Source organism: Bradyrhizobium sp. SZCCHNS1050, assembly GCF_032484785.1.
Taxonomy (GTDB): domain Bacteria; phylum Pseudomonadota; class Alphaproteobacteria; order Rhizobiales; family Xanthobacteraceae; genus Bradyrhizobium.
On record NZ_JAUETR010000002.1, the window covers coordinates 997,986 to 1,021,508 of the forward strand.

Below are 23,523 nucleotides of genomic sequence, written 5' to 3' on the forward strand. Positions count from 1 at the left end.
AGGAGGACGCGCGCATGCCCACCACGTCGTTCAATCAGCTCGCGCAGCAGGCCGACGCACTTTACCCGCCGCAGTCGATGCACAGCCTGTTGTCCAGGCTGCGCTACCCCGGAGCGGCACCGGGAACGACCCTGCCGACGGCTTCGTTCGCCGAGGCGGCTTGGCGCCTGTCGGGCCCCTCCACGACACGAATTTCATTCCTCCACTACAACATCTGGTGCCTGCGCGCGAAGATCGGATTGAAGGAGATCGTCGCCGCTGCCGGAGGGGTGGGCCACTTCGCGGCTTGTCTTGGGGTCTCATCGGCTGAGTTCATCGGCAAGGCACTGGAGATGATCGGAGCCGACATCGGAGATGTCTGCGACCGCATCTTCCCGCCGATCGTGGAAGTCTGCGGCGTGCCCGCCAACCCGCTGAACGGCACTTGCAAGCTGGTGGGCGACAGCCTCTCGCTCGGCGGATACATCATCGAAAATCTCAGTTCCGACCTCGACTGGCTGATAAGCCTCTTCTCGATCCCCGAGGAGGTCGTATTCGAGGTGCTGATGCAGTTGGTCGCGCCGGTGCTTGGCGTGTTCGAAGTGAGTGTCATGGAGAAGCCGGTCATCCCCGAGCGCGCCGACGAAATCGGCCGGAGGGTGTTCGCCTACGACCTCGTATCGCTGGTCGAGGCTTGGGACCAGGATACGCGGGATACGATCCTGGCACATGGCACCGCGCAGCATGTCGACGGACCGACCGGCTCCCTCGCCTACAAGCAACTGCAGAGCGGGATCCTCGTCCTCAGCCCGACGCGGACGATCGAGAATGGCGGCGGGCATGTCTATGCCGCGGACGGCGTGTCGCGAGTGATGCCCGGCGGATGCGAGATGGGCTACATGTTCGATTCTGACAAATGGGCGAACAAAGGGGTGCAACTCACGCGTATCCCGGTCGGCTTCGGTGCGATCGAGCTCTATTCGACGCATGTTTATGCCGGGGATGGCGGCCTTCTGCCGCCCGGCCCAACTGACGCGGAGAAGATCGACGTCAGGCGCACGCAGATTGATGAGTTGATTGCCTTCATCAAGGCGACGCACCTTCCATCCAACGTGGCCATTGTCGCCGGAGATTTCAACATCGGTGCTGATACCGACGAATACCACAACCTGGTCGCGGCGATGGAGCAGGCCGGCTTCTATGACCTGTGGAGCGTCCCGTACGATACGATGAAAAGCGACGGTTTGACCGACCGTCACGGCGAGGGCGACGAGCCGATCTACAACGACTTCAATACCAACTGTAAGGTCTATCGCGCCAGCGAGGCATATCGGCAAGCCTACGATCCGGCCGTTGCCACGCCGACGATGTCGGATGATGTCGATTACTACTGCGACGACATGCAGCCAGACGACGCGAATCCCACCGGATCGAGGATCGACTACCTGTTCATGGAACGTGCGACTGCATTTCACGGCTTCAATCTCGACGTCTCACGTGTGCGCCGGCGTGCTTTCAAGTCACGCATTCGCTGGGTCGTCACCCCCGGCCCGCAGGACTACCTTTCGAACCACATCGGACTGGAGGCGACTTTGTTCGCCAGCCCAAGGCACTAGAGCTCCGGGCGTTCAAGAAGCGCGGCAGAGGCTCGGAGTCACAGAATGGGTCACTCATCGTCGACAATGCCGACTTGGCCGTCTGCGCAGCGCTTGTCGGCGGGGATGCCAAGTTGAGGCGTCTTGGCACTCGACCTGGTAAACGGTAGGCCATTAGCATCACCAACCTCTCGCCGACCGCTGAGCATAAGGGTTCGGCCAGCTTCATGTTCATGCGCGCCGGCAGGCCGCCGACCTTGTGTTACGACTTGATCGTCACCGACAGGCCGCCGGTGAAGAAGACGCTCTCGATCACGTCGAGATAGGGCCCCAGATCACCTTGCGACTGCCCACTTGGTGCGGGACATCGCACGACCGCGTGTTGTACGTTTCAAACAGCAGGCAAGGCTGAGCCATCTCGCGGCGGCATCCGCCCGAGTTGTCATCTTGAGTGAACCTCTTCCTCCGAAGAAGAGGCGCAGGGAAGATCGGGTATCAGCTGATACCCGCGGTCCGCGTGCAGCAAAAAGCACGCGGCAGAACCACAGGTTCAGCCCAATATCCGGCCTTCCCTGCGCGACGGTTTGACGACTTATAGGCGCTCTCCCCGGGGATCGGCTGTCTTGCCCCCGTCGCCGGCGGATCATCATCACCGCCGGCTTGGCATCAGCACCGCGATGCCAGGACCACACCACTTCGCCGTCGCATCGCTCCGTTCGTCGGCGCGGGCTGTGACACCCGGCTGCGGAGCAACGCGCCCATCGCATCTTCCGGCTCGACGCTCGTGACGATCGCGAAACGTCCCTCTTCAGCGAGCCGGGATGCGCGAGAATGTGAGGGTGATTTGCCCGACGGTGCAAGTGATGAGTCCGCGACAAACTGGCACGACGGGCAGTTCAGGCATGAGAGGCATGCACGGATTGCCCGTCGCGCAGGAATGGCCGTGGTCAGATGCGCCGCTGCACCGACGCGGGCTGGAGATCCTGCTCGCAGTGGCAGGTCCTCTGCGCCCTCTCCCGCAGGATCTGCGAGACCATCCGCTCGGTCCCGGTCAGGCCGGTCAGGATCGTCGCGCCGACAGCCATGCCCGATCGCAATCCGGCGGGCATGGCCGCCTTCAGCAGGCTGATCTTCAGCGCGATCCGCGCTTCGCCGGTTGGCGAGCCGGACGCCGCGCCGATCCACTCAGCATCCGCGACATGTCCATAGAGCCGGACGGGAAGGCCCGGCACGTCGATCGTGACCGCCTGTCCGATCGCGACATAGGTGATCTCGGAAACCGCGAGAGCTGCGATGACGTGGGGCTCGCCTGGCGTGACCACCGCCATCAACGACCGATCTGTCGTCACGGCGTCGCCGACATGGAGACCGCTTGCAGCCACGACGCCGGCGACGGGAGCGATGACGTCGTTCAGCGCGACCGTCGAAGCGCGCTCGTCCCGGTGCTCGATCCGCGCGAGAACCTGTCCCGCAGCGATCTCCTGGTTGTCGGTCACGAGCAGGTCCCTGACCAGGCCGGACACCGCCGACCTGACCGGGATCTCGTTCATACTGACATAGGCGTCATCGGTGTGAACCAGATATTGGCCCACGGTCACATACTCGACCATCCACGGCACCGCGACCAGCATTCCGAACATCAGGCTGAGCGCGGCGAGCAACCACAGCGCACGTGCTGCGGACGCCCTGGCGCGCGGCTCCGCCGGGGGACACTCCCGATGCAGAATGACCGGCCGGGATCCACCCGGCGCTTGCTGTCCGTCCACCACTCGCTCCTCACGACCACGGCATGGGGCGCGTTGCCGCCTCGGCGGCATCCTCTTGACGTAAGAGTCGCACCCATCGAATGCCCGTGACGCGAGATGTGGCGGCTCGCGGGCCGGTTGATAATGGCGCCTGGACCGAATTGGGTCTTCAATTTCTCGAAATAATGCCCGTGTCGACGACACCGCGACACCGCCGCAGCCTCGACACGAGACGGGGGTAACGCCGTTGACCGTCGCGCAAGCTTTGCCAGCGCTTCAAACAACGGCCCCAAACAGCCTTCCGATGCCTGCGGTGAGACCCAGGGCGAAGGCCCCCCAGAACGTCACGCGAAAGGTGGCGCGCGGAATGTTGGCCCCGCCTGCCTTTGCGCCGATCGCTCCCAGCACCGCGAGAAAGGCGAGAGAAGCCGCGGAGACGATCGGGACCAGCAAATTGGCGGGCGACACGACGACCATCAGCAAGGGCATGGCGCCCCCCACCGAAAACATCATGGCCGAGGTCAGGGCAGCCTGGATCGGCCGCGCTGCGGTGATCTCCGAGATTCCCAATTCGTCACGGGCATGAGCCGTCAGTGCGTCTTTCGCCATCAGCTGCTCGGCCACCTGCCGCGCAAGGGATTGATCCAGACCTCGCTTGACGTAGATATCGGCAAGCTCGTCGCGTTCGAATGCGGGGTTGTCGCTCAGCTCCTTGCGTTCCCGGGCCAGGTCGGCCTGCTCCGTATCCGACTGCGAGCTGACGGAGACATATTCACCGGCGGCCATCGACATCGCTCCGGCGACCAATCCCGCCACGCCTGCGATCAGGACGTCGTTTCGTGTCGCTGCTGCCGCAGCAACACCGACGATCAGGCTCGCAGTCGAAATGATGCCGTCATTGGCTCCCAGAACGGCCGCTCTGAGCCATCCGATCCGCGCCACCAGATGGCTTTCGGGGTGGACGTGAAGGCGGCTCATGTCTTTCTCCTGATCACGCCTTGCAACTTCGTGGCGGCCGCCACGGTGTTGGAAATCGTTCCATACTTCCTGACATTCTGATGAAGCAGCTCGAGCCGGCGGTCGTCTTCGTCGGTGTCGACGATCAGCTCGTAATCGATCGACGCCATCATCGGCGGGCTGTCCTGACGGAAGCCGATCAGTCGCACCTCGACGCCACGAACATGGAACTTGAGCATCGGCGTCACGCGTTCGATTCCCTTGATCATGCAGGCGGCAACCGCGGCGAGAAGAAGCTCGGCCGGGTTGAACGCATCCCGCCGTCCCTGGACATCGGTGTCGAGCACCACGGTCGCATCCTTGCAGTCAGCCACGCTTTCATGCGCATCGATCCGTCGGGCGTTGACGCGATACTCTAGCATTGGAGGAGTCTCCGGGCCGCGTGTCCTTGGGGTTGGCAATCCGAACCATGAGCGGAGTGATCGATCGGATCGCGACCGTCCGGTTACGGCGGCAGAAGCGACCGGCGCAATCCATGGTTTCCGACAGGCGTGTCGCCTTCCCTAGTCGTCCGAGTGAGGCAGCATGCGAAGCAGCGTCCGATCCCGGAAGATCCAGTGATGGATCAGCGCGGCGGCCGCATGCATTGCGGCCACGATGACGAGGGCGTGGGCGAGAATTTCATGCACTTCCTTGACGTTGTGAGCAAACGCGCGGTCCTTGGGCCAGGGCGACGCGATCTCGGCAATGCCAAACAGCGGCAAGGAATCACCGCGCGCAAACTGCAACACGATGCCAACGACAGGCACGGCAAAGAGCAGCGCATAGAGAACGTAGTGCGCGAAACGCGCGGCCGGATCCTGCCACTTTCCCATCCATGTGGCGAACTCGGTCGCTTCGGGCGGCGGAGAAGGATCGGCCAGCCGCCAAGCCAGGCGCACCGCCAGAAGCATGAGGATCGCGATCCCAGCCGTGACATGGACGAGCAGGCCGGACTCGCGCGGCGCGCCCTTGGGCAGCACGTCACCGAAGACCCCAAGCGCCCAGGCGACGGCCACGAGAACGACCGTCAGCCAATGCAGCGTCTGCGGAATCGCCCCGTAATCCCTCGTCGAGTTGAAGAGCTGCATCTCAGACCTCTTTGGTCAAAAGATGCTCCTGGCGCGACCGTCCCTCGTTGATGTGGATCAAGCCCTTGCCGGTCTGGGTGCTCAGGACGGCGGGGCGAGTGCCAGCTCTGCATCGGCGATGACATAGCGGACGTAGCGGTAGTCGCGGATGAAGCTGATCTTGCCGTCGCGCCAGCTCAGCCACATGACGTAGCTGGGCCGCGGATCGCCCTGGCGTTCGAACACGGCGATCACTTCCCGGCCCTCGAGCCAGGCCGGTGCCAGCCAGACGCCGTCCATCCCGGCGTAGATGCTGAAGAACATCCCGACATCGGCCGGGCCGACACGGACGGGATGAGTGGACTGGTGCAGTTTGACGTCGTGTGCCAGCAGCGCGCGCAGGCCGTCCCAATCACGCCGGTTGAACAGGCTCACATAGCGTGTTGCCGCATCGGAGGCTGGTCTCGCCGCCGGCCGCGCCTCGGCCACAGCGTTGATCTCGGAGAGCCGCGCCCGGGCGCGGGCGAGATGTGCCTTCACCGAGTCCACCGTCAGGTCGAGCAGCGCCGCGATGTCGGCGAGCGACTCATCGAGCACATCCTTCAGAACGAGGACGCTCCGCTGAGGGATCGGAAGCTCCGTGAAGCGCGACACCGCGGTCCGGATCGCCTCGTCGCGCATCATCGCCTCCACGGCATCCGGCACGGTGTCGTCGGCGACACCGTCAGCCGCCTCCATCGGTTCGGCGGCCCGGATCGCACGGCTGCGCAGCAGGTCCAGCGCCCGGTTATGCGCGACCCGGAACAGCCAGGCACGCAGCATCACGACGTCGCGCATCTCGTCCACCGCGACGAGCGCTTTTGTCAGGGTGTCCTGCACGACGTCCTCGCCGTCGATCACAGAGCCCATCAGGCGCGCGCAATAACGATGCAGCTCGGGCCGCAGCTGCTCTGCGAGGGCCACGAGCTCGGCGCTGCGCGCGCCGCGCGAAGCATGTCCGCCGTCGCTCAAGCTGCCGCTCCTTCCATCACCGTCACGCCGGAATCTCCGTTGAGACCGAACACGACGCCGTCGACGAACCGCGGGTCCTCCAGCACTGCGACCACACGATCGCCGAACGCCCGTGGCGGCATCGGCGCGCCGAAGCGGGCAACGAACGCTTCCGGCGCAATGCCCATGGACCCGGCATAAGCACCCGCGGCCGTATCCCCCACTCCCGTGCCGAGGATCATCATACGCGGCACGATCGCCTGGAAGCGGATGCCGAGCCTGTCGTCCTGCGACACGCCGTTGGCGTATTTCGCCATGAACCAGAGCATGCGCTTGGCGCCGCCGTAGCCGCCTGACATCTGCGAACCGCCCACCGCCGCGCCGCTCGATCCGACCAGGACGCGGCTTCCTGGTTTCAGGGGGAGCTTGAGCGCCGCCTGGATCCAGTACAAGCCCGCCTTGACGTCCGTTTCCCAGGCAACCGAGAAATCCCTCCAGGTCAGCCGATCCAGCCGGTCCATGTGCGGCGTTGTGCCGGCGTTCAAGATCAGGATGTCGGGGCTGATATCGCCGACGATGCGATGCGCAGCGGCCTCGTCGGTGACGTCGGCCGCGATCGTGGCCACACCCAGGCGCGCAGCAATCGCGTTCAGCGCCTCGGTTCCGCGCGCGACGACGGTCACCTTGGCGCCGCGATCGACGAGGGCCTCCACGACTCCCAAGCCAAGGCCGCGGCTTCCGCCGGTCACGACGATCGTCTTGTCTTTCAGGCTCATGATGATGCTCCAATGTCCAGATGACATGAAAACGATCGAGGCATCGGAAAAGAGTCAGGCGGCGAAACCAATGCGAGCCCCCTTGCGCAACCGGCCGCCCGGCTGGATGCTCCGGGCACATCGTTCATCACGGGAATCGCTTCATGTCCGTCGACACCACCGCCGCCACCGATCGTCTGATGCGTTTTCTCGCCGTCCAGGGCGTGACCGGACAGGAAAAGGCGATCGGGCGCGAGATCATGGCGGCGCTGAAGCAGGCCGGCGTGCCGGCCAAGGCGATGCGGCTCGACGATGCCAATACGCGCATTCCGCTGCCGACCGAGACCGGCAACCTGATCGTCGAGCTGCCCGGCCGCGGCAGCCAGCACAATCAGCCGCGGATCATGTTCATGACCCACATGGACACGGTGCCACTGTGCGCCGGCGCGCAGCCGAAGATCTCCGGTCGCAAGATCGTCAACCAGGCCAGGACCGCGCTCGGCGGCGACAATCGCTGCGGCTGCGGCATTCTCGTCACGCTCGCGGCCGAGCTAATCCGGCAGAAGCTCGATCATCCGCCGATCACGCTGCTGTTCTGCGTGCGCGAGGAGAGCGGGCTCTATGGCGCGCGGCACGTCAACACCGACGACCTCGGCGCGCCCGAGATGGCGTTCAACTTCGACGGCAGCTCCGCCTCCGCCGTCACGATCGGCGCTGTCGGCGCCGACCGCTGGGAGGTCGAGATCTTCGGCCGCGCCTCGCATGCCGGCGTCGCGCCTGAGCGCGGCATCAGCGCCACCATGATCCTGGCGCTCGCGCTCGCCGAGGTGAAAGCCGGCGGCTGGTTCGGCAAGGTGGTGAAGGGCAAGGGCAAGGACGCGAGGCTTGGCACCAGCAATGTCGGTCCGGTCACCGGCGGCGAAGGCCGCCCCGCGGGCGACGCCACCAACGTCGTCACTGACTACGTCCACGTCCGCGGCGAATGCCGCAGCCACGATGCCAAATTCATCCGCGAGATCACCAAGGCCTACAAGGCGGCTTTCGAGAAGGCGGCCAAGCAGGTCACCAACAGCGAAGGCAAGTCCGGCCGCGTCAAGTTCAAGGCCGAGACCGACTATCATCCGTTCCGGATGAAGGAGACCCTTCCCGTCGTCAAGCGCGCCATGGCTGCCGTTTCCGACATCGGCGCCGCGCCGACCCTGCGCGCCGGCAATGGCGGCCTCGACGCCAACTGGATGGTCCGCCACGGCATCCCCACCGTGACCTTCGGCACCGGCCAGAACGAGCCGCACACGATTGACGAATGGATCAACCTGGACGAATACGATCGGGCGTGTGCGCTGGCGGTCAGGCTGGCGACGATGGGGTGAGACGACGCCATCCGGACACGCACTTGGATGGCTGCAATCTCCTTGCTCCCGCGCAACGTCGTGATGACGGGCTCGCCAGCAAACGCGCATGTTCCGAACAGGTCGAACAGCGAGGCCATGACGTCGCGCTCCCGCGGCGGATGGCACCCAGGCAGAGATTGCCCGTCGTGCAGCTCGGGATGGCGCGAGCTCGTCGGGTCACAGCGGCCCAGTCTCATCGACGCCCTTCAAACGTCTGCAGTGATTGGAATGCGCCGTCACAGTGATGAGTTGGCTCCGGCACCGGGCTGCCGGGTCGGCAAAGCACGAGCCATTCCTCCTCTGCGTGCCCAGCGGCACTGGTCCGATCGCATGGAAGTTCGGGCGGGGCCGGAACTCCAAAGCGGGACGGCGGTTCTAGTGCGATGGACCTGCCATTCGCGTTGGACCGTCGCCAGCTCCTCGGCGAGGTCAGGTCCAGAACCGCAATCGATCATCCGTTTGCCGGCATTGTACGGCTCTGACGTTCGTCACAGTTCTCGGCAGAGCCGGACACCGGAGACATCAGCCAATCACGGCGCACTTCACTGGAGGCCTGACATGTCGACCAAACTAGCTCTGCTCGGCCGCACGGCCGCAATTGCTTCATTGACTGCACTCGCGATCGGCGCCTTCACCCCGACCAGTGCCGACGCGCGAAATGGGCGCTGGCACGGCGGCGCTGCGATCGGCGCGGCGCTCGCGGCGGGTGCCATCGGCACCGGTCTTGCGATCGCCGCAAGCCGCGACGCCTACGATTATTACGATGGCCCGGTCTATGACGGCCCGGCCTATTACGCGGCTCCGTCCTACTACGGCGTGAACCCCCACGCCTATGGCTATTACCGCAAGGGCGAATACCCCTATCAGGTCTATGGCGGCGACAGCCCGAACGCGGTCTGCGCGCAGGGCACGACCTGGAATTGCCGCTGAGACCGCGTCCAATTGAAACCTCGACGCGGCATCGGGCGAGGTCTCGCGGCGCTCGCCCGGCGCTGGACTCGCTTCTCTGCCGTCGCGATCAGTCCCGTAACCTGCCATGAGCGCAGCGACATGCGGGACCGATCTCTCGCCGGGTCGCTTCCCCGAAGCCCATTGAGCCGCGGCGGGCGCTACGCGTCGAACGCGAGGCGGATGACCGATCGCGATACCCTTGCCGGCATGCGCACCGCTGCCCAAATGCGGCGCGCCAGCCGGCATCATGATCCCGATGCGCCATCCGGCGGGATGACGCCCTTGCTGAAGATGAAGCAGCCGTAGAACCGGCGCTCGCCGGTGGCGATCACGCAATAGGCTGATCTGGCCATCTCATAGAATGCGAAGCGCTCGACGCCGACCAGCGGCCACGACCTGCCCTCGGCGCGGTCGATCACCGCCTGCACCTCCTGCTGCACCGGCGTCACCTCCGCAGGACTGCCCACGACCTCCATCCGCACGGCGGCATCGTCGATGAAGCTGTCGAGCGGCAGCACCGACAGCACGGCCTGGACCGCGCGCGCCGCGCTGACATTATCGATGCGCAGCAGCCCGCCGAACACTGTCTGCCGCGCGATCGCATCCGCCGGAAAATTGGTGTCGCAGATCACGAGACGGTCGCCATGCCCCATCGCGCGGAGCGCATGGAGCACGTCGGCATTGAGCAGTGGATCGATCCCCTTGAGCATGTGGTCTCCCTGTCATTTTCATCGACCGGACCAGGTCGCCGGGCCATCGGCCAAGGGCAACTGCTGCCAAACACCTGGAGCGCGTCACGCCATCATCCCATCGCGAACTACACGCTCCCTCGCCTCTCGCCGACCAAGCGAAGATCGATGCTGCCGATCAGGTCCGAGCGCAGCCTTTCAGCGGCGGCCATCGCCGCCATTGTCTGTCGCAACGTGCTGACATTCGATCCGAGCGACACGATGCCGCCGAGCAGCGCCGCAATGGCGCCGAGGAGCGCGACCGCATCGGATCCGAGCAGGCCCAGCACCGCGCCGAGCAGCAATGCGGCGCCGCCCGCTATCGCGATTTTCGAGGCCAGGATGATCTTTCGGCACCGCTCCGCCATCTCGGCAAGCTCGTCGATCCGCGCCTCGATCCGGGATATCTCTCCGCTCGGGTCGTCCTCATCCATCACGCGAGCTGCCCTCCGCGCCATCAGCGCCTCATCCTGAAACGACCCGGTCCCCGATCATGCCACCTGTCACGTGGCGCGCGAGCGTACGACGCCGCCATCCCACCGGCAACCATCCACGGCCTGACTTCACCGCGCACAACAGGTCCCGATGCACGCGGACGCTCCTCCAGGGCCGCGGCCGCAGGCCCGGAACAAAGCCGGCAACTCCGGATTGTCGTAACCGGAATTTCCACACGGCGGATGGGCGGCTCATGCCGAGCGCCCGTTCGGCAACCATCGGCTGCTATTGCCTACACGGCAATGAGCAACTTCTGACCTTGGTGCCAGCAGCTCATCAATGAGAGCTGAGCGGAAACGACAATTCAACTACGAAAGCAGCGCGTCGGCCAGGCGATATCAGGAAAAGGCCGCAGAGGCGCGTGATGCTCAAGGCGCCTCGTTACGGGGACGCGCAACCATATCATCTCGAGTTGCCCAAACACGAGCACCGTCCGCTACTCGCGGCGGCCCGAGCCGTTCGTCAATTGCAAACTTTCCAAGTTGATCCCGTGTTGCACGCGATATCGTAGCGAGCCGGCGGGGATCCGAAGCGGCGCGACTCCACTAGCGAGCCATTTGCGAGCGTTGGCCGGGCGGCGGGTGGGGAAGGCCACCCTACCCTGGACAACGACAACAGTCCTCCTAACCACTGCCGCGTCCCCACTTCAGGCAACGACCCGTGGCCGACTTTCACAAGCCGCGAAGTGCGACCAAGTCGTTCTCATGCCTCCAGGCTCCGAGAGGTCACATCGAGCCATGCCTGCGAGCTCACGAGCATGAGAGTCCTCAAACGTTCGCGCCGGCGACGTTCCTGCCCGCGAGCCAGCCGAAGACCAGCGCCGGACCCAACGTGATGCCGGGCCCGGGATAGGCCCCTTCCATGATCGAGGCCATGTCGTTGCCGCAGGCGAACAGGCCAGGAATGGGTGAGCCATCCGCGCGCAACACCCGCCCGCGCGCATCGGTGACGAGGCCCGCAGACATGCCGAGATCGGCCGGATAAACCGCGACGACATGGAAAGGCGGCTCCAGGATCGGCGCGACGCAGGGATTGGGATGCTGATCGGCGTCGCCGAGCGCACGCTGATAGATGTCGCCGCCGCGGCCGAAGGCGGGATCCTCGCCGCGCACCGCACCGGCGTTGAACTGGTTGACGGTCGCAGTCAGCGCCTGCGCGGGGACGCCGATCGTCTCCGCGAGCGCGTCCAGGCTGTCGGCACGCTTGAGATAGCCCGCGGCGACGTCGTCAGCGACACTGCGCGTGAACGGCTTGATCTTGCCGAGGCCGTATCTCCACAGGAAGCGGCGATCGCAGATCAGCCAGGCGGGAATGGCCGCAGCGTGATCGAGCTGCGCGCGCACGAACTCGTGGTAGGACACCGCCTCGTTGACGAAGCGGCGGCCGGTGCCATCGACCGCGATCAGGCCGGGCTTGGCGCGGTCGGTGACCGTGTGCGGGAAGACGCCGCTTCTGCCGTCGGCCCGTGTGAAGGTCGAAGCCGGCACCCAGAACGCGCCCGCTTTCGTCGGTGCCGACAGGCACGCGCCCAGGGCCATGGCCAGCCGCGCACCGCGTGGTGCAGCGCCGGGGTCAACGGTGACCGACAGCAGGCCGGCGCCCTGCGGCACATAGCAGCGGCGCAGCTCGGCATCATGCGACAGCCCGCCGGTCGCGAGCACCACGCCGCGCCTTGCGGTGATCCAGGAGCGGCCGGAGCGATCGACAATTTCGAGCCTCGAGACCCTGCCCTGCGCGTCGGCCTCAAGCTGCTGGGCGGAGGTGCCGGTCCGTATCACGACGCCACGATCGAGTGCCGAGCGCAGCAGCCGCGCCGCCAGCGCGTTGCCGAGATAAAGCGTCGTGCCGCGCCGCGCCGTGAGCCGTTGCAGGCCATAGCGCGCGATCAACCTGGCCGCATGCAGAGCCGAGCGCAACGATCGGCCGGCACGGCGCAGATGCGGGATATCCTGGCGGCTGATCATCATGCCGCCGAACAGCATGAACTCCGGCAGCGGATCGCGCAGCAGCGCAAAGGCGTCGCCGAGGCCGCGCGCATCGAATGGCAGCGGCTCCAGCACCCTGCCTCCCGCGGTGGCACCTGGCAGGTCGGGATAATAATCCGGATAGGTCGGCACCGGCTGCAGCCGCAGCGCAGTGCGGGCCTCGAGATCGCGCAAGGCTTCGTCGCCGAATGCAAGGAACGTCTCGAGCCGCGTGCGGTCCTGCCCCGGCACGGTCCGGGCCAAATACGTGCGCGCCGCCTCCAGCGTATCCGCCCGCCCCTCCGCGGCCGCCTTGTGATTGGCAGGAATCCAGACCATGCCGCCGGAGATGGCGGTGGTGCCGCCGATAAATTCGGCCTGCTCCAGCAGCAGCACCGAGCAGCCGTCAGCAGCCGCGATCGTCGCCGCCGTCATGCCGCCCGCGCCGGCTCCGACGACCACGACATCGAACGTCTCGCCGGCGTGCACCGCCGCCGTCATGCTCACACCATGCCGCCATTGGGCTGCACGATCTGTCCCTGGATCCAGGAGGCCTCGCCGGAGGCCAGGAAGCGCACCACCTCCGCAATCTCGCCCGGCTTGCCGATGCGATTGAACGGGCTCAACGCCGCCATGCGCTGCTTGGCCTCCTCGGTCTTGCCGGCATTGAAAAGTTCGGTGTCGACGGGACCGGGCGCCACCGCATTGACGCGAACACCGCGCGCCGAGAGCTCCTTCGCCATCGACCGCACCAGGCTTTCGACCGCTGCCTTGGTCGCCGCATAGGGCCCGGTGCCCGGCACCGCGTGACGGACCAGCGACGTCGTGATGGCGACGATGGCGCCGGCGTCGCGCACGCGCCGCGCTGCCTCCGCCAGCACGTTGAAGGCGCCTACGACGTTGACCTCCATCAGCAGCCGGAAGTCCTCCGGCTTGAAGCTCGCCAGCGGACCTGCCGGCACGTTGATGCCGGCGTTGGCAATGACGGCCTGCGGCGCACCACCGAAATCGGCGGCCACTTGCGCGAAGACCTGCGCGACCGACGCGGCATCGCGAATGTCGACCTTGTATTGCCGGCCGGGCCCTCCGTCCGACGGGCTGGCGGCGTAGGTCGAGGCCACCTGCCAGCCGGCGACGGCAAACGCCTGGGCGCAAGCGGCGCCGATGCCGCGGGAGCCGCCGAAGATGAGAACGATCGGAGAAGAGGTGGTCATTTTCGATTCCCTGATGCAGATGGTGTCTTCGCCATCGCGGCCCGCGTCGCTTCGATCGTCGCCTCGATGCCTTTTTGCAGATCGTAGCGCGGCTGGTAGCCGAGCTCCGCCTTGGCGCGGCCGATGTCGAGCGCGCCCTTGACGGCGCTCAGCACGCGGCCGCCATGATGATAGGGACCGGTGTCGCCGACCGTGATCCTCGCACCGGGAATGGCGCGATTGACGGCGTCGGCCGTGTCGCGCAGCGTCGGAGCCACTCCGGTCGCGACGTTGTAGGCGTCAAAGCTGTGATGCGGCTTGTCGAGCGCGAGCAGCACGCCGGCCACGGTATCGTCGATATAGACCTGATCGACCGCGAGATTGCCGCCGTCCTCTTGATGAAATGGCTCGCCGCGCAACGCGGCCTCGATGAAGGTGCGGGGCATGCGCAGGCGCGGCAGATGCGGTCCGTACACCCAGCAGGTCCGCACATTGATGCATTCGAGCCCGTGATCGCGCGAATAGACGCGACCATAGTGCTCGGCTGCGAGCTTGGTCACGCCGTAGACGCTGGCCGGCTTCTGCGGGTGATCCTCGTCGATCACGGCGGATTGGAAGTCGCCATAGGTCTCCTCGGTTGAGATCTGCACGACGCGCCGGACGCCGGAGAGCCGCATCGCCTCGAACAGGTTGATCGCGCCCTCGACATTGACCCGCAGCGCCTTCAGCGGGATATCCGCGGCCTGAACCACGCCGACCACCGCGGCGGCGTGGATGACGGCGTCGGGACGAAATGTCTGGAACGCCCGCAACACCTCATGCCATTCGCCGAGATCGATCGCCGCGGTGACGAGCAGCTGTTGTTGCGAGGCGAGTGCAGCCATGGCCGGCGAGACCATCAGGTCGACCGCCACGACGCGGTCGCCGCGCGCGAGCAGCGCATGCACGATCGCCGAGCCGAGCCAGCCACAGGCGCCGGTGACCAGAATGGTCTTGCTCGTGGTCATGCCCGGCCCCTCACCGCGGCGCCGGCTCCTCGTCGGTCGGCGGGCTGGTGATCACGAGGAACAGCAGCGGGTCGTTGCCGGTGCAGTGGAATTCGTGCACCACGCCCGGCGGAATGTAGGTGACGTCGTTGGCACGGACCAGCCGGCGCTCGCCGTCGAGGATCAAGATGCCCTCGCCCGACAGCACGTGATAGATCTGCTCCTGCACCTTGTGAGAATGGCTCTCGACATGCGCGCCGGGCTCGTAGGACGAGATGCGATGGTCGAAGAAGCGGCTGCCGGTGGTGTCCGGCGTCACGATCGCCTTCGACAGCGCCTGGTTATAGTGGCCCGGATACTGGGTCCAGAAAATCTCGGCGAGATTGCGCGTCACCGCCTTCTTCTCTGTCGCCGCATTCGCGTAGGCGTTCGGTCCGGGAACGACGATGGTCATGTCTCATCTCCTCAGGAAGGTTCAGATTGGGCCGGCCAGCCGGTGCCGATGGTCACGAACTCGCAGCTGCTCATGACCCGTTTGCCGCCCGTTGCACTGCATCAGCGGTCTGAGTGATGCCAAGCAAACGCCCTTGCAGTTCGTGATCGGCCGCGAGCGCGGCAGCATCGCCGACATGGGCCACGCGCCCATTCACCAGCACATAGGCGCGGTCCGCCATCGCCAGCACGCTCTCGGCATGATGCTCCACGATGACGAGGCTCGCGCGCGACCTCAATTTGGACACGGCGTCGCGGACCTCCTGCACCACAGCGGGCGCCAGGCCCTCGAACGGCTCGTCGAGCAAAATCAACCGGCTCGGCACCATCAACGCGCGCGCGATCGCCACCATCTGCCGCTCGCCGCCGGAGAGATTTTCGGCACGCGCCTTGTGCAGGATGCGGAGCTTCGGGAACAGATCGAACACGTCGTCGAGCGACGCGCCGCCGGCGCGGCTCGCGAGCTTGAGATTCTCCTGCACGGTCAGATTCGGAAACAGCCGGCGTCCTTCCGGTACCAGCGAGATGCCAAGACGGTTGATCTCGTCCGGCCGTAACCGGTTGAGCTGCCTGCCGTCGAACGTGATGCGACCGCCGCTCGCCGGCACCGTGCCTGTGATGGCCCGCAGCGCGGTGGTCTTGCCGACGCCGTTGCGCCCTAGCAGCGCCACCACTTCGCCAGGCCGCACGGCCAGGTCGAGCCCGTCGAGCACGGTGCCACCGCCGTAGCCGGCGCGCACGCCCTCGAGCCTGAGCAGCGGCTCGGCGGCGGCGCTGCCGGGAAGCGGCGTCACATTGGTCGCCCGCGACGGAGCCGCCGCGACCTGGCCATGGGCCGTGCCGAGATAGGCCGTGACGACTTCGGGATGGGCAGCCACTTCCACCGGCTTGCCGTCGGCGATCAGCCGCCCCTGATGCAACACCGTGATGCGGTCGGACATGGCCAGCACACGGTCGATGTCATGCTCGATCAACAGCACGGCGTGGGACTTCGCCAGCCGCATGATCAATTCTCCGACGATCTTGCGGTCCGACTCCGCCAGACCGGCCAGCGGCTCGTCCAGCAGCAGGAGCTTTGCGTCGATCGCGAGCGACACCGCGATCTCCAGAAGCCGCTTCTCACCATGCGCCAGCGCGGAACAAAGCTCGGCGGCGCGATCGGCAAGGCCGACGGCATCGAGCAGCGACCACACCTTCGCGTTTGCAGCCGCATCATCATAGGCATCGCGCCAAAGACCCGTCCATTGCCCGTTGGCAGCCTGGACCGCGATACGCACGTTCTCGAACGCAGTGAGATTGGGAAAGACGCTCAGGATCTGGAACGAGCGGGCGATGCCGAGCCGCGCGCGCTTGTACGGCGACAGCTGATCGATGGGCTTGCCCTCGAACAGGATCGTGCCGGCGTTGGCCCGGAGCACACCGGTCAGCAGATTGAACAACGTGGTCTTGCCGGCGCCGTTGGGGCCGATCAGGCTGTGCAGTCCGGTGCGGCTCATCTCGAACGACACGTCGTTCTGGGTCACGATCGAGCCGAAATGCTTGGAGAGGTTGCGGATTGCGAGAATCGGCACCTGTGAGGCCGTCGCCGCAGCCTGACGTGCACGATCCGGCGCATAGGGAATGATGTCGCGCGGCCGCGGTGGAATGACATTGCGCGTCAGGGTCCAGCGGCTGCGGCCGGCGATACGCTGGAAGATGCCGTGAATGCCCTCATCTGACAGCAGCGCGAAGGCGATGATGATGGGGGCGAAGACCAGCCACCAATTCTCCGTGATGGCGCTGAGCCGGTCCTCCAAAACGATGAAGACGATGGCGCCCCACAACGGCCCCAGGAAATGATGCACGCCGCCCAGCGCCGCCATCAGCACCGGATCACCGGCATGTTCCCAGTTCAGATTGTTGGCGTAGACGCCCTGCAGCAGCAGCGCCATCAAACCGCCGGCGACGCCGATGCCGCCGCCGGCAATGACGAGCGCAATCAGCTTGGTGCGGTAGGTGTCGAAACCCAGGCTTACGACCCGCTGCTCATTGTCGCGCAACGCCTGCATCAGCCGGCCGAACGGCGCATGCGCTAGCCGCCACAGCATCCACAATGATCCGATCACCACGACGAGCGTGAAGCCGTGGAAGGCAAGCGCGGAGCGAAACAGCGGACGCGCGACGTTCTGCAGGCCGTTCTCGCCTCCGGTCACCGAGGTCCATTTGAACGCAATCTCGAACGCGATCTGGGAGCACGCCAGCGTCAGCAGCGAAAAGTAGAGTCCGCGCCGGCGAAGGATGATGGCGCCGACGATCAGCGCCAGCAGCAGCGAAAATGCCACCGCGATCGCCAGACCGGTGATTTCATTGGCGGCCGGCATGAAGCCCAGGCCGATTGCCAGCGCATAGCTCGCGCAGCCGAAGAAGAAGGACGCGCCGAACGGCACCAGGCCGAGATAGCCGATCAGGAAGTTCACCTCCGCGCCGTAGAGCGTGTAGATCGCGATCTGGGTCACGCGATGGATCGGCATGCCCACAGCGAGCGCGATGCCGGAGGCGAGCGCCAGTATCGCGGCCGCCACCAGCACCGGGTGACTTGCGAGCCGCTGCAGCACGGACTTGGCCGTCGTCATTCGAAACGCTCCCAGCGCTCGCCGAATAGCCCGCGCGGCCGCAGCAGCATGATCGCGAACATCAAGGCATACATCGATGCGGCGGCCGCCTCTGGCCAGAACTGAATGGTCAGCGAGGTGACGATTCCAACCGCGAGTCCGGCGACCACTGCGCCCCGAAAGGAGCCGAGGCCGCCGATGGCCACGATCACGAACGCTGGCATCACCGCATTGGCAGCCATTGACGGCGACACCGTCCACAGCGGCGCGGCCAGCACGCCGGCGATCGCCGCCAGCATGCAGCCGAGCCCGAACACCGCAGTGAGCACCCGCGGCAGATTGATGCCGAGCAATTCCACCATCTCCGGGTCCCGGCTGCCGGCACGCAGGATCCGGCCATAGGGCGTGAACGCCAGGAAGCCCCATAGGCCGAGCAAGGTCGCGGTGGTCGCGCCGAGCACGGCCACGCGATATTTGGTGATCAGGAGAGGACCAACTTCGACGATCCCTGCAAAGGTCGGCGGCGGATTGAACGGCTTGCCGTCGGCGCCCCAGGCGTAGCGGATCACCGCTTCGATCAGGAGCGCCAGCGCAAAGGTCACGATCAGGCTGAGCAGCGGCTCCTTGCCGTAGAGGCGGCGGATGATCGTCACCTCCACGGCCATGCCGATCAGCCCGACCACCGGCGGCGCCAGGATCACGGCGCTCCAGCCGAACAGCTGGAACAGCTGCCAGGCCACGTAGGCCCCCAGCGCGAAGAAGGCGCCATGCGCGAAGTTGATGACGCCGAGCAGGCCGAAGGTGATCGACAGACCTACGGCGATCAGCACGTAGATGAAGCCGAGCACGAGTCCATTGGCCGCCTGGGAGACGAGAGTGTCGAGCATCGTTCGAACCTGTCAGTACGCTGCAGGAACAAGGGTCGCCGCCGCCTCAGAGCGAGGGCATGCTGCAGCCGATATCCTCCTTGGTACCGAACGCCTTCGCCGTCTCCTCGGCGGTCGCCGAGGTGTTCTTCAGCACGTCGAAATAGTCGAACTTGTCGGTGATCTGCTTCTTGATCTGGACGATGACGGCCGGGCGCACCAGCTGGTGATCCCAGTCGCGGAAGAAGAACGGAAACTCGCCTTCGGTGTTCTTCCACTGCTCGAGATGCGCCACGAGCTGAGCGGCCTCGGTCGACTTCGCCGCCTCGATCGATTCCAACAGCGCCCGCATGCCGATCCAGCCCGACCACGTCTTGTCCGATGGCGGCTGATTGTACTTCTTCTTGAAATCTTCGATCAGCTTCTGCTCGGCGGCGGTATTCTTCGGATTGTTGTAGTACCACGGCTTGATGTAGATGCCGGTCGAGGCCTGCGGCCCGACGTCCCAGAAGTCGGTGTCGGTGACGGCGACCGCCGCATAGGGGATCTTGTCCTTCATCCCCATCTCGTTCCACTGCTTCAGGAAGTTGGAGAAGTCGCCGCCCACCAGGCCGCCGACGATCACGTCCGGCTTGGCCTGGCGGATCTTGAGGATGTAGGAGCTGTAGTCCGCGGTGTTGATCGGCACCTCGTCGACCCCGACCTCGGTGGCGCCGACCTGCTTCAGCATCGCGCGCGAGGCGCGCAGGATGTCCTGGCCGAAGGCATATGACGCCGTGATGAAATAGACCTTCTTGCCGATGCTGGAGACGTAGGGCATCAGGCCGGCCATCTGAACCGGCACGGTCGCCTGGGTGCGGAACGTGTACTTGCTGCAGCTCTTGCCGGTGATCTCGCTGGCCGCGGCGCCGGTCAGGATCAGCGGCACCTTCTCGCGATTGGCAACGCTCATCATGGCGAGCGCCGAGGACGAGTAGTTGCCGCCGACCACGGCGACCACCTTGCTCTCGTCGACAAGCCGCTGCATGTTCTGCTGCGACACCTGGGGATTGGGCTCGTCGAGCCAGACCAGCTCGATCGGGCGGCCCAGCACCTTGCCGCCGGCCTGCTCGACCGCAAGCGCGCTGCCGCGTTGCAGGTACTCACCGATCGAGGCGCCCGGCCCCTGCTTGGCATAGATCATGCCGATGCGGACGGGCCCATCGGACTGGGCTCGCGCGGGACCGCCGACGCCGAGCACGGATGCGGCAGCCACGCCGGCCGACGCGCGCATGAAAGATCGCCGGTTCAGATCACGCTTCAACATGGTGCTCCTCCCTCTCAATGTTGTTATCTTTGTTTTGTATCGTCAGTCGCGTTTGTAAGGCTTGCCGAACACCGGCTCCTTGAATGGGATCGGCGGCAGCTCCCAGGTGCCCGTCGATGGCGGGCGCACCTCGGCGTCGACATGCAGATCGATCACGCAGGGCCGGCGGTTCTTGATCGCGGTCTCGACTGCACCGCGCAGGTCGGCGCTGCGGGTCACCGTCACGCCGTCAGCGCCGCAGGCGCGCGCCCAGGCCGCGAAGTCGGGGTTGTAGCGATCTCCGCCGGGCCCCTGATTGCCGCGATAGAACGCGGTGCCGAGCTCGCGGCCCTCGAACAGGCCATACTGCAGATCGCGGATCGCGCTCCAGGCGAAGTTGTTCCAGACGATCCAGATGCACGGCAGGTCATATTCGACGGCCGTGGCGACGACATAGGGCGCCATCATGAAGCCGCCGTCGCCGACGACGGCGACGCAGGGACGGTCGGGCGCGGCCAGCTGCGCGCCGAGCACGCCGCAGACGCCGAACCCCATCGACGAAAAGCCCCAGCTGTTCAGCATGCTCTGCGGCCGCTTCGGCTGCCAGAACTGCATGAACCAATTGTGATGCACGCCGGAATCGAGCGACAGGATGACGTCGTCCGGCAGCACGTCCTGCAGGGCTCCGACGACATATTCCGGCCGGATCGGCGTGGTGTCGGCGCTGAAGTGCGGCCGCACGAACGCCTCCCACTCCGCCTTCCAGGTCCCGATCTGGTCGCGCCACGCCGCGAAATTTTCGCGGCGGATCGCGGGGCGACGCTCCAGCGCCGCGAGCAATTGCGCGGCGAAGGTCTTGGCGTCGGCGATGATGCCGAGCGTCGGCGGATAGTTGCGGCCGAGCTCCGCCGGATCGATGTCGATCTGCAACAGCTTCGTCGACGGAAAATTCCACGAGTAGCCCTGGTGCCAGCTCGAGGACGAGCGATCGTCGAAACGCGTTCCGATGCAGAGCACGAGATCGGCGTGACGGCCGGCCTGGTTGGCCGGATAGGCGCCGTTGCGGCCGATGAAGCCGAGCGTCAACGGATCATCCGCCGGCACGCAGCCCATGCCATTGGGCGAGGTGATGACCGGAATGCCGTGGCGGCTCTGCAGCGCGCCGATCTCGGGACCGGCCTCGGAGAGGGTCGTGCCCTGCCCGATGAAGAACACCGGCCGCTTGGCGGCTTCGATCAGATCGAGCGCCCTGGTGACGTCGGCCTCGCTCGCACTCGGCCGGTGACTGCCGTGAACATGCGACAGCGCCGGCAGCTCGACGTCGGCCTCCTCCTGGAAAACATTGTACGGGATATCGAGATTGACCGGGCCGGGACGTCCCGTGACCATGGTGTCGAAGGCTTGGCGCAGCGCCAGCGGCAGCATGTCGACGCGGCTCGGCTGGAACGAGCGTTTCACCACCGGGCGCAGCACCTGGGCGAAATCGGCTTGGTTGTGCGCGTACAATTCCTGGAACGGCGCGCGATTGGCCTGCGACGTCGGAACATTGGCGGTGATCGCAAGGAAGCTCGAGGAGTCCGACAACGCAGTTGCGAGCGACATCACCATGTTGGCCGAGCCCGGCCCGGTCGAGGTCAGGGTCGCGACCGGACTGTGTTTGACGCGGAAATAGGCGTCGGCCATGTGGCCGGCGCATTGCTCGTGGCGGGGCGAGACCAGCTTGACGCGGTCACGCACCTGGTAGAGCGCATCAAGAATGCCGACATTGCCGTGTCCGCAGATGCCGATTACGAAGGGCACCTTCTGCTTGACGAGATATTCGGCGATGACTTCGCCGCCCTTCATCTTGGTCATGGTCAGATCCTTGTCAGGTGACGGTTCGCGTCATGCGAGGATCGTCACGATACGCTCTTCGCTCATTTCGCGGATCGCGTAATGCGGCCCTTCGCGGCCGAACCCGGAATCCTTGGAGCCGCCATACGGCATAAGGTCCACGCGGGAGCTCGGAGTCTCGTTGATGTGAACGCCACCGACTTGCAATTGCCGCGCGGCCTGCAGAGCCTCGTCCAGGCGTTTTGTGAAGATGCCCGTGGCAAGTCCATAAGGTGTGTCGTTGACGCGCGCGATCGCCTCGTCCAGCACATCGAAGGGCGCGACGCACATCACAGGCCCGAACACTTCCTGGCAGCCGAGCGGGGTCGCCTTGTCGACATTCGTGAGCAGCGTGGGAGGAACCACGGCGCCCACCCGCGCGCCGCCGACCAGACGCCGCGCGCCGCTCTGCTCGGCCAGCGCGATCCAGGACTCGATGCGCTGCGCGGCGGCCTCGCTGACGACCGGCCCAACAACGGTGTCGTCCTCGCCGGGGTCTCCGTAGGGCAGCCCGGCAACGAGCTCTGAAAGTCTCTGCTCCACCTGCCCGATCAGCGAACGCTGCACCAGCAGCACCTGGATCGATGTGCAGACCTGGCCGGCCTTGCGGAAGCCCGCGTTGACGACCTTCGGCAACGCAATATCGAGATCGGCGTCCTCGCAGATCACGCAGTGCGAGATCGAGCCGAGCTCCATCTGCGTGCGGCGCAGTCCCGCCTTGCTTTGGATGATGCGGCCGATGTCCGTGCTGCCGGTGAAAGCGAAGAACTTCACGGCAGCTTCGCTCATCAGCCAATCGGCAACCTCGCTATCGCCATGCAGCACCGACATCAGGCCCGATGGCAGACCTGCCGCGATCAGGCACTCCGCCATGATGCAGGACGTCATCGGCGTATGCAGCGACGGTTTCAGCACCACGGCGTTACCAGCCGCCAGCGCAGGCGCAACCTTGTGCGCCACCGTATTGAGCGGAGCATTGAACGGCGTAATCGCGGCCACGACGCCGAGCGGCACGCGGATGGTGAAGCCGATGCGGCCCTTCTGGCCTGCGGCCCCTTCCATCGGCACCATCTCGCCGGCCAGCCGCCGCGCCTCTTCGGCGGAGAGCCGAAACGTCGTCGCACAACGCTGGACTTCGCCCATTGCATCGCGGCGTGGAAAGCCCGCCTCCTGGCGCAGCACCTCCACCAGCTCCGACGCACGCTTCTCAAGCTCGACCGCAGCGCGATCGAGGATGAGGCCGCGATCATAGGGCGTCAGTACATTGGCTTCGAACGCCCGCTCCGCGGCGACAATGCAGCTGCGGACCTGCTCGCGCGACGGCAGATGCGCGGACATGGCGGGCCGCAGGCGATATTTGTCGAGCACGGCGATGGTGTGCGGACCATTCACCCATTCCCCGGCGATCAAGAGGCGGCACGATGGCAGACCGGCCGACGCCTGTCCCTGAACCGCAGCGTCCGCCATCGTCTGGTTCCTCCCAAAGGGTCTTCACACCTGTTACCCTCGTCCTTAGAGAGAAATTGACATTAGCAAAAATACTGTTTTGGATTAGTTGCCATAAGCTGAGCATATAGCC

General features: G+C 65.6%; 20 protein-coding genes. 3 read left to right on the forward strand and 17 right to left on the reverse strand.

From position 1 onward, the window contains the following. The first annotated feature begins 14 nt into the window (after positions 1-14). Positions 15-1,595, forward strand: coding sequence for an endonuclease/exonuclease/phosphatase family protein (locus tag QX094_RS29080; protein ID WP_316173902.1), 1,581 nt, complete (start codon positions 15-17; stop codon positions 1,593-1,595). A 926-nt stretch (positions 1,596-2,521) separates the two neighbouring features. On the opposite strand, the gene QX094_RS29085 is transcribed toward QX094_RS29080, so the two are convergent. The 6 genes from QX094_RS29085 to QX094_RS29110 all read right to left on the reverse strand — a co-directional run bounded on the left by QX094_RS29085 (position 2,522) and on the right by QX094_RS29110 (position 7,151). After that, complete coding sequence (locus QX094_RS29085) at positions 2,522-3,340, reverse strand: HlyD family efflux transporter periplasmic adaptor subunit (RefSeq protein WP_316188403.1); 819 nt, start codon at positions 3,338-3,340, stop codon at positions 2,522-2,524. Positions 3,341-3,595: 255 nt separating this feature from the next. Then, on the reverse strand, positions 3,596-4,297 hold the full coding sequence (locus QX094_RS29090) for a VIT family protein (protein ID WP_316188404.1): 702 nt from the start codon (positions 4,295-4,297) through the stop codon (positions 3,596-3,598). Then, complete coding sequence (locus tag QX094_RS29095; protein WP_316188405.1) at positions 4,294-4,698, reverse strand: OsmC family protein; 405 nt, start codon at positions 4,696-4,698, stop codon at positions 4,294-4,296. The genes QX094_RS29090 and QX094_RS29095 overlap by 4 nt, the downstream gene beginning before the upstream one ends. Before the next feature lie 141 nt (positions 4,699-4,839). Further along, positions 4,840-5,406, reverse strand: coding sequence for a cytochrome b (locus QX094_RS29100; RefSeq protein WP_315718501.1), 567 nt, complete (start codon positions 5,404-5,406; stop codon positions 4,840-4,842). Positions 5,407-5,487: 81 nt separating this feature from the next. Next, entirely contained in the window at positions 5,488-6,396 is a 909-nt protein-coding gene (locus QX094_RS29105; protein WP_315749835.1) for a sigma-70 family RNA polymerase sigma factor, read from the reverse strand. Continuing rightward, positions 6,393-7,151 (reverse strand): SDR family oxidoreductase, encoded by a 759-nt coding sequence (locus QX094_RS29110; RefSeq protein WP_315749833.1) that lies wholly within the window; start codon positions 7,149-7,151, stop codon positions 6,393-6,395. The genes QX094_RS29105 and QX094_RS29110 overlap by 4 nt, the downstream gene beginning before the upstream one ends. Positions 7,152-7,294: 143 nt before the next feature. Here QX094_RS29110 and QX094_RS29115 point away from each other — a divergent pair, with 143 nt between their 5' ends. Both QX094_RS29115 and QX094_RS29120 read left to right on the forward strand, forming a co-directional pair. Further along, positions 7,295-8,500: a M20/M25/M40 family metallo-hydrolase gene (locus QX094_RS29115; RefSeq protein WP_315749831.1), complete on the forward strand. Its 1,206-nt coding sequence runs from the start codon at positions 7,295-7,297 to the stop codon at positions 8,498-8,500. A gap of 579 nt (positions 8,501-9,079) precedes the next feature. Then, a complete protein-coding gene (locus QX094_RS29120; RefSeq protein WP_316184789.1) occupies positions 9,080-9,451 on the forward strand; it encodes a hypothetical protein in 372 nt (123 codons plus the stop codon). A gap of 266 nt (positions 9,452-9,717) precedes the next feature. Here the strand turns inward: QX094_RS29120 and QX094_RS29125 are convergent, their stop codons facing one another. The 11 genes from QX094_RS29125 to QX094_RS29175 form a co-directional block, all read right to left on the reverse strand. Further along, positions 9,718-10,182: an RbsD/FucU family protein gene (locus tag QX094_RS29125; RefSeq protein WP_315718506.1), complete on the reverse strand. Its 465-nt coding sequence runs from the start codon at positions 10,180-10,182 to the stop codon at positions 9,718-9,720. 107 nt (positions 10,183-10,289) lie between these two features. Further along, entirely contained in the window at positions 10,290-10,634 is a 345-nt protein-coding gene (locus tag QX094_RS29130; protein WP_315718526.1) for a hypothetical protein, read from the reverse strand. A gap of 828 nt (positions 10,635-11,462) precedes the next feature. Continuing rightward, positions 11,463-13,160, reverse strand: a complete 1,698-nt coding sequence (locus QX094_RS29135) for an FAD-dependent oxidoreductase (protein ID WP_316184786.1) — start codon at positions 13,158-13,160, stop codon at positions 11,463-11,465. 2 nt (positions 13,161-13,162) lie between these two features. Beyond that, entirely contained in the window at positions 13,163-13,873 is a 711-nt protein-coding gene (locus tag QX094_RS29140) for an SDR family oxidoreductase (protein WP_316184784.1), read from the reverse strand. Then, the gene (locus QX094_RS29145) at positions 13,870-14,859 is read right to left on the reverse strand and encodes an NAD(P)-dependent oxidoreductase (protein ID WP_316184781.1); all 990 of its coding nucleotides are present in this window, start codon (positions 14,857-14,859) and stop codon (positions 13,870-13,872) included. The genes QX094_RS29140 and QX094_RS29145 overlap by 4 nt, the downstream gene beginning before the upstream one ends. A gap of 10 nt (positions 14,860-14,869) precedes the next feature. Further along, positions 14,870-15,292: a cupin domain-containing protein gene (locus tag QX094_RS29150; RefSeq protein ID WP_315718509.1), complete on the reverse strand. Its 423-nt coding sequence runs from the start codon at positions 15,290-15,292 to the stop codon at positions 14,870-14,872. 70 nt (positions 15,293-15,362) lie between these two features. Next, on the reverse strand, positions 15,363-17,942 hold the full coding sequence (locus tag QX094_RS29155; protein WP_315718510.1) for a branched-chain amino acid ABC transporter ATP-binding protein/permease: 2,580 nt from the start codon (positions 17,940-17,942) through the stop codon (positions 15,363-15,365). Then, positions 17,939-18,808 (reverse strand): branched-chain amino acid ABC transporter permease, encoded by an 870-nt coding sequence (locus tag QX094_RS29160; RefSeq protein WP_315718511.1) that lies wholly within the window; start codon positions 18,806-18,808, stop codon positions 17,939-17,941. The genes QX094_RS29155 and QX094_RS29160 overlap by 4 nt, the downstream gene beginning before the upstream one ends. A 46-nt stretch (positions 18,809-18,854) precedes the next feature. Then, positions 18,855-20,093 (reverse strand): ABC transporter substrate-binding protein, encoded by a 1,239-nt coding sequence (locus QX094_RS29165; protein ID WP_316170357.1) that lies wholly within the window; start codon positions 20,091-20,093, stop codon positions 18,855-18,857. A 42-nt stretch (positions 20,094-20,135) separates the two neighbouring features. Beyond that, positions 20,136-21,926: a thiamine pyrophosphate-binding protein gene (locus tag QX094_RS29170; RefSeq protein ID WP_315718513.1), complete on the reverse strand. Its 1,791-nt coding sequence runs from the start codon at positions 21,924-21,926 to the stop codon at positions 20,136-20,138. 30 nt (positions 21,927-21,956) lie between these two features. After that, positions 21,957-23,411 carry an aldehyde dehydrogenase family protein gene (locus QX094_RS29175; protein WP_315718514.1) on the reverse strand — a complete coding sequence of 485 codons (1,455 nt, stop codon included), beginning with the start codon at positions 23,409-23,411 and terminating at the stop codon, positions 21,957-21,959. Positions 23,412-23,523: the final 112 nt, after the last annotated feature.

Excerpts from the sequence above, each read along its gene's own strand:
- QX094_RS29080 (WP_316173902.1), top strand. The coding sequence starts at position 15 with ATGCCCACCACGTCGTTCAATCAGCTCGCGCAGCAGGCCGACGCACTT.
- QX094_RS29090 (WP_316188404.1), bottom strand. The coding sequence starts at position 4,297 with ATGAGCCGCCTTCACGTCCACCCCGAAAGCCATCTGGTGGCGCGGATC.
- QX094_RS29095 (WP_316188405.1), bottom strand. The coding sequence starts at position 4,698 with ATGCTAGAGTATCGCGTCAACGCCCGACGGATCGATGCGCATGAAAGC.
- QX094_RS29100 (WP_315718501.1), bottom strand. The coding sequence starts at position 5,406 with ATGCAGCTCTTCAACTCGACGAGGGATTACGGGGCGATTCCGCAGACG.
- QX094_RS29110 (WP_315749833.1), bottom strand. The coding sequence starts at position 7,151 with ATGAGCCTGAAAGACAAGACGATCGTCGTGACCGGCGGAAGCCGCGGC.
- QX094_RS29115 (WP_315749831.1), top strand. The coding sequence starts at position 7,295 with ATGTCCGTCGACACCACCGCCGCCACCGATCGTCTGATGCGTTTTCTC.
- QX094_RS29120 (WP_316184789.1), top strand. The coding sequence starts at position 9,080 with ATGTCGACCAAACTAGCTCTGCTCGGCCGCACGGCCGCAATTGCTTCA.
- QX094_RS29125 (WP_315718506.1), bottom strand. The coding sequence starts at position 10,182 with ATGCTCAAGGGGATCGATCCACTGCTCAATGCCGACGTGCTCCATGCG.
- QX094_RS29130 (WP_315718526.1), bottom strand. The coding sequence starts at position 10,634 with ATGGATGAGGACGACCCGAGCGGAGAGATATCCCGGATCGAGGCGCGG.
- QX094_RS29135 (WP_316184786.1), bottom strand. The coding sequence starts at position 13,160 with ATGACGGCGGCGGTGCACGCCGGCGAGACGTTCGATGTCGTGGTCGTC.
- QX094_RS29140 (WP_316184784.1), bottom strand. The coding sequence starts at position 13,873 with ATGACCACCTCTTCTCCGATCGTTCTCATCTTCGGCGGCTCCCGCGGC.
- QX094_RS29145 (WP_316184781.1), bottom strand. The coding sequence starts at position 14,859 with ATGACCACGAGCAAGACCATTCTGGTCACCGGCGCCTGTGGCTGGCTC.
- QX094_RS29150 (WP_315718509.1), bottom strand. The coding sequence starts at position 15,292 with ATGACCATCGTCGTTCCCGGACCGAACGCCTACGCGAATGCGGCGACA.
- QX094_RS29155 (WP_315718510.1), bottom strand. The coding sequence starts at position 17,942 with ATGACGACGGCCAAGTCCGTGCTGCAGCGGCTCGCAAGTCACCCGGTG.
- QX094_RS29160 (WP_315718511.1), bottom strand. The coding sequence starts at position 18,808 with ATGCTCGACACTCTCGTCTCCCAGGCGGCCAATGGACTCGTGCTCGGC.
- QX094_RS29165 (WP_316170357.1), bottom strand. The coding sequence starts at position 20,093 with ATGTTGAAGCGTGATCTGAACCGGCGATCTTTCATGCGCGCGTCGGCC.
- QX094_RS29170 (WP_315718513.1), bottom strand. The coding sequence starts at position 21,926 with ATGACCAAGATGAAGGGCGGCGAAGTCATCGCCGAATATCTCGTCAAG.
- QX094_RS29175 (WP_315718514.1), bottom strand. The coding sequence starts at position 23,411 with ATGGCGGACGCTGCGGTTCAGGGACAGGCGTCGGCCGGTCTGCCATCG.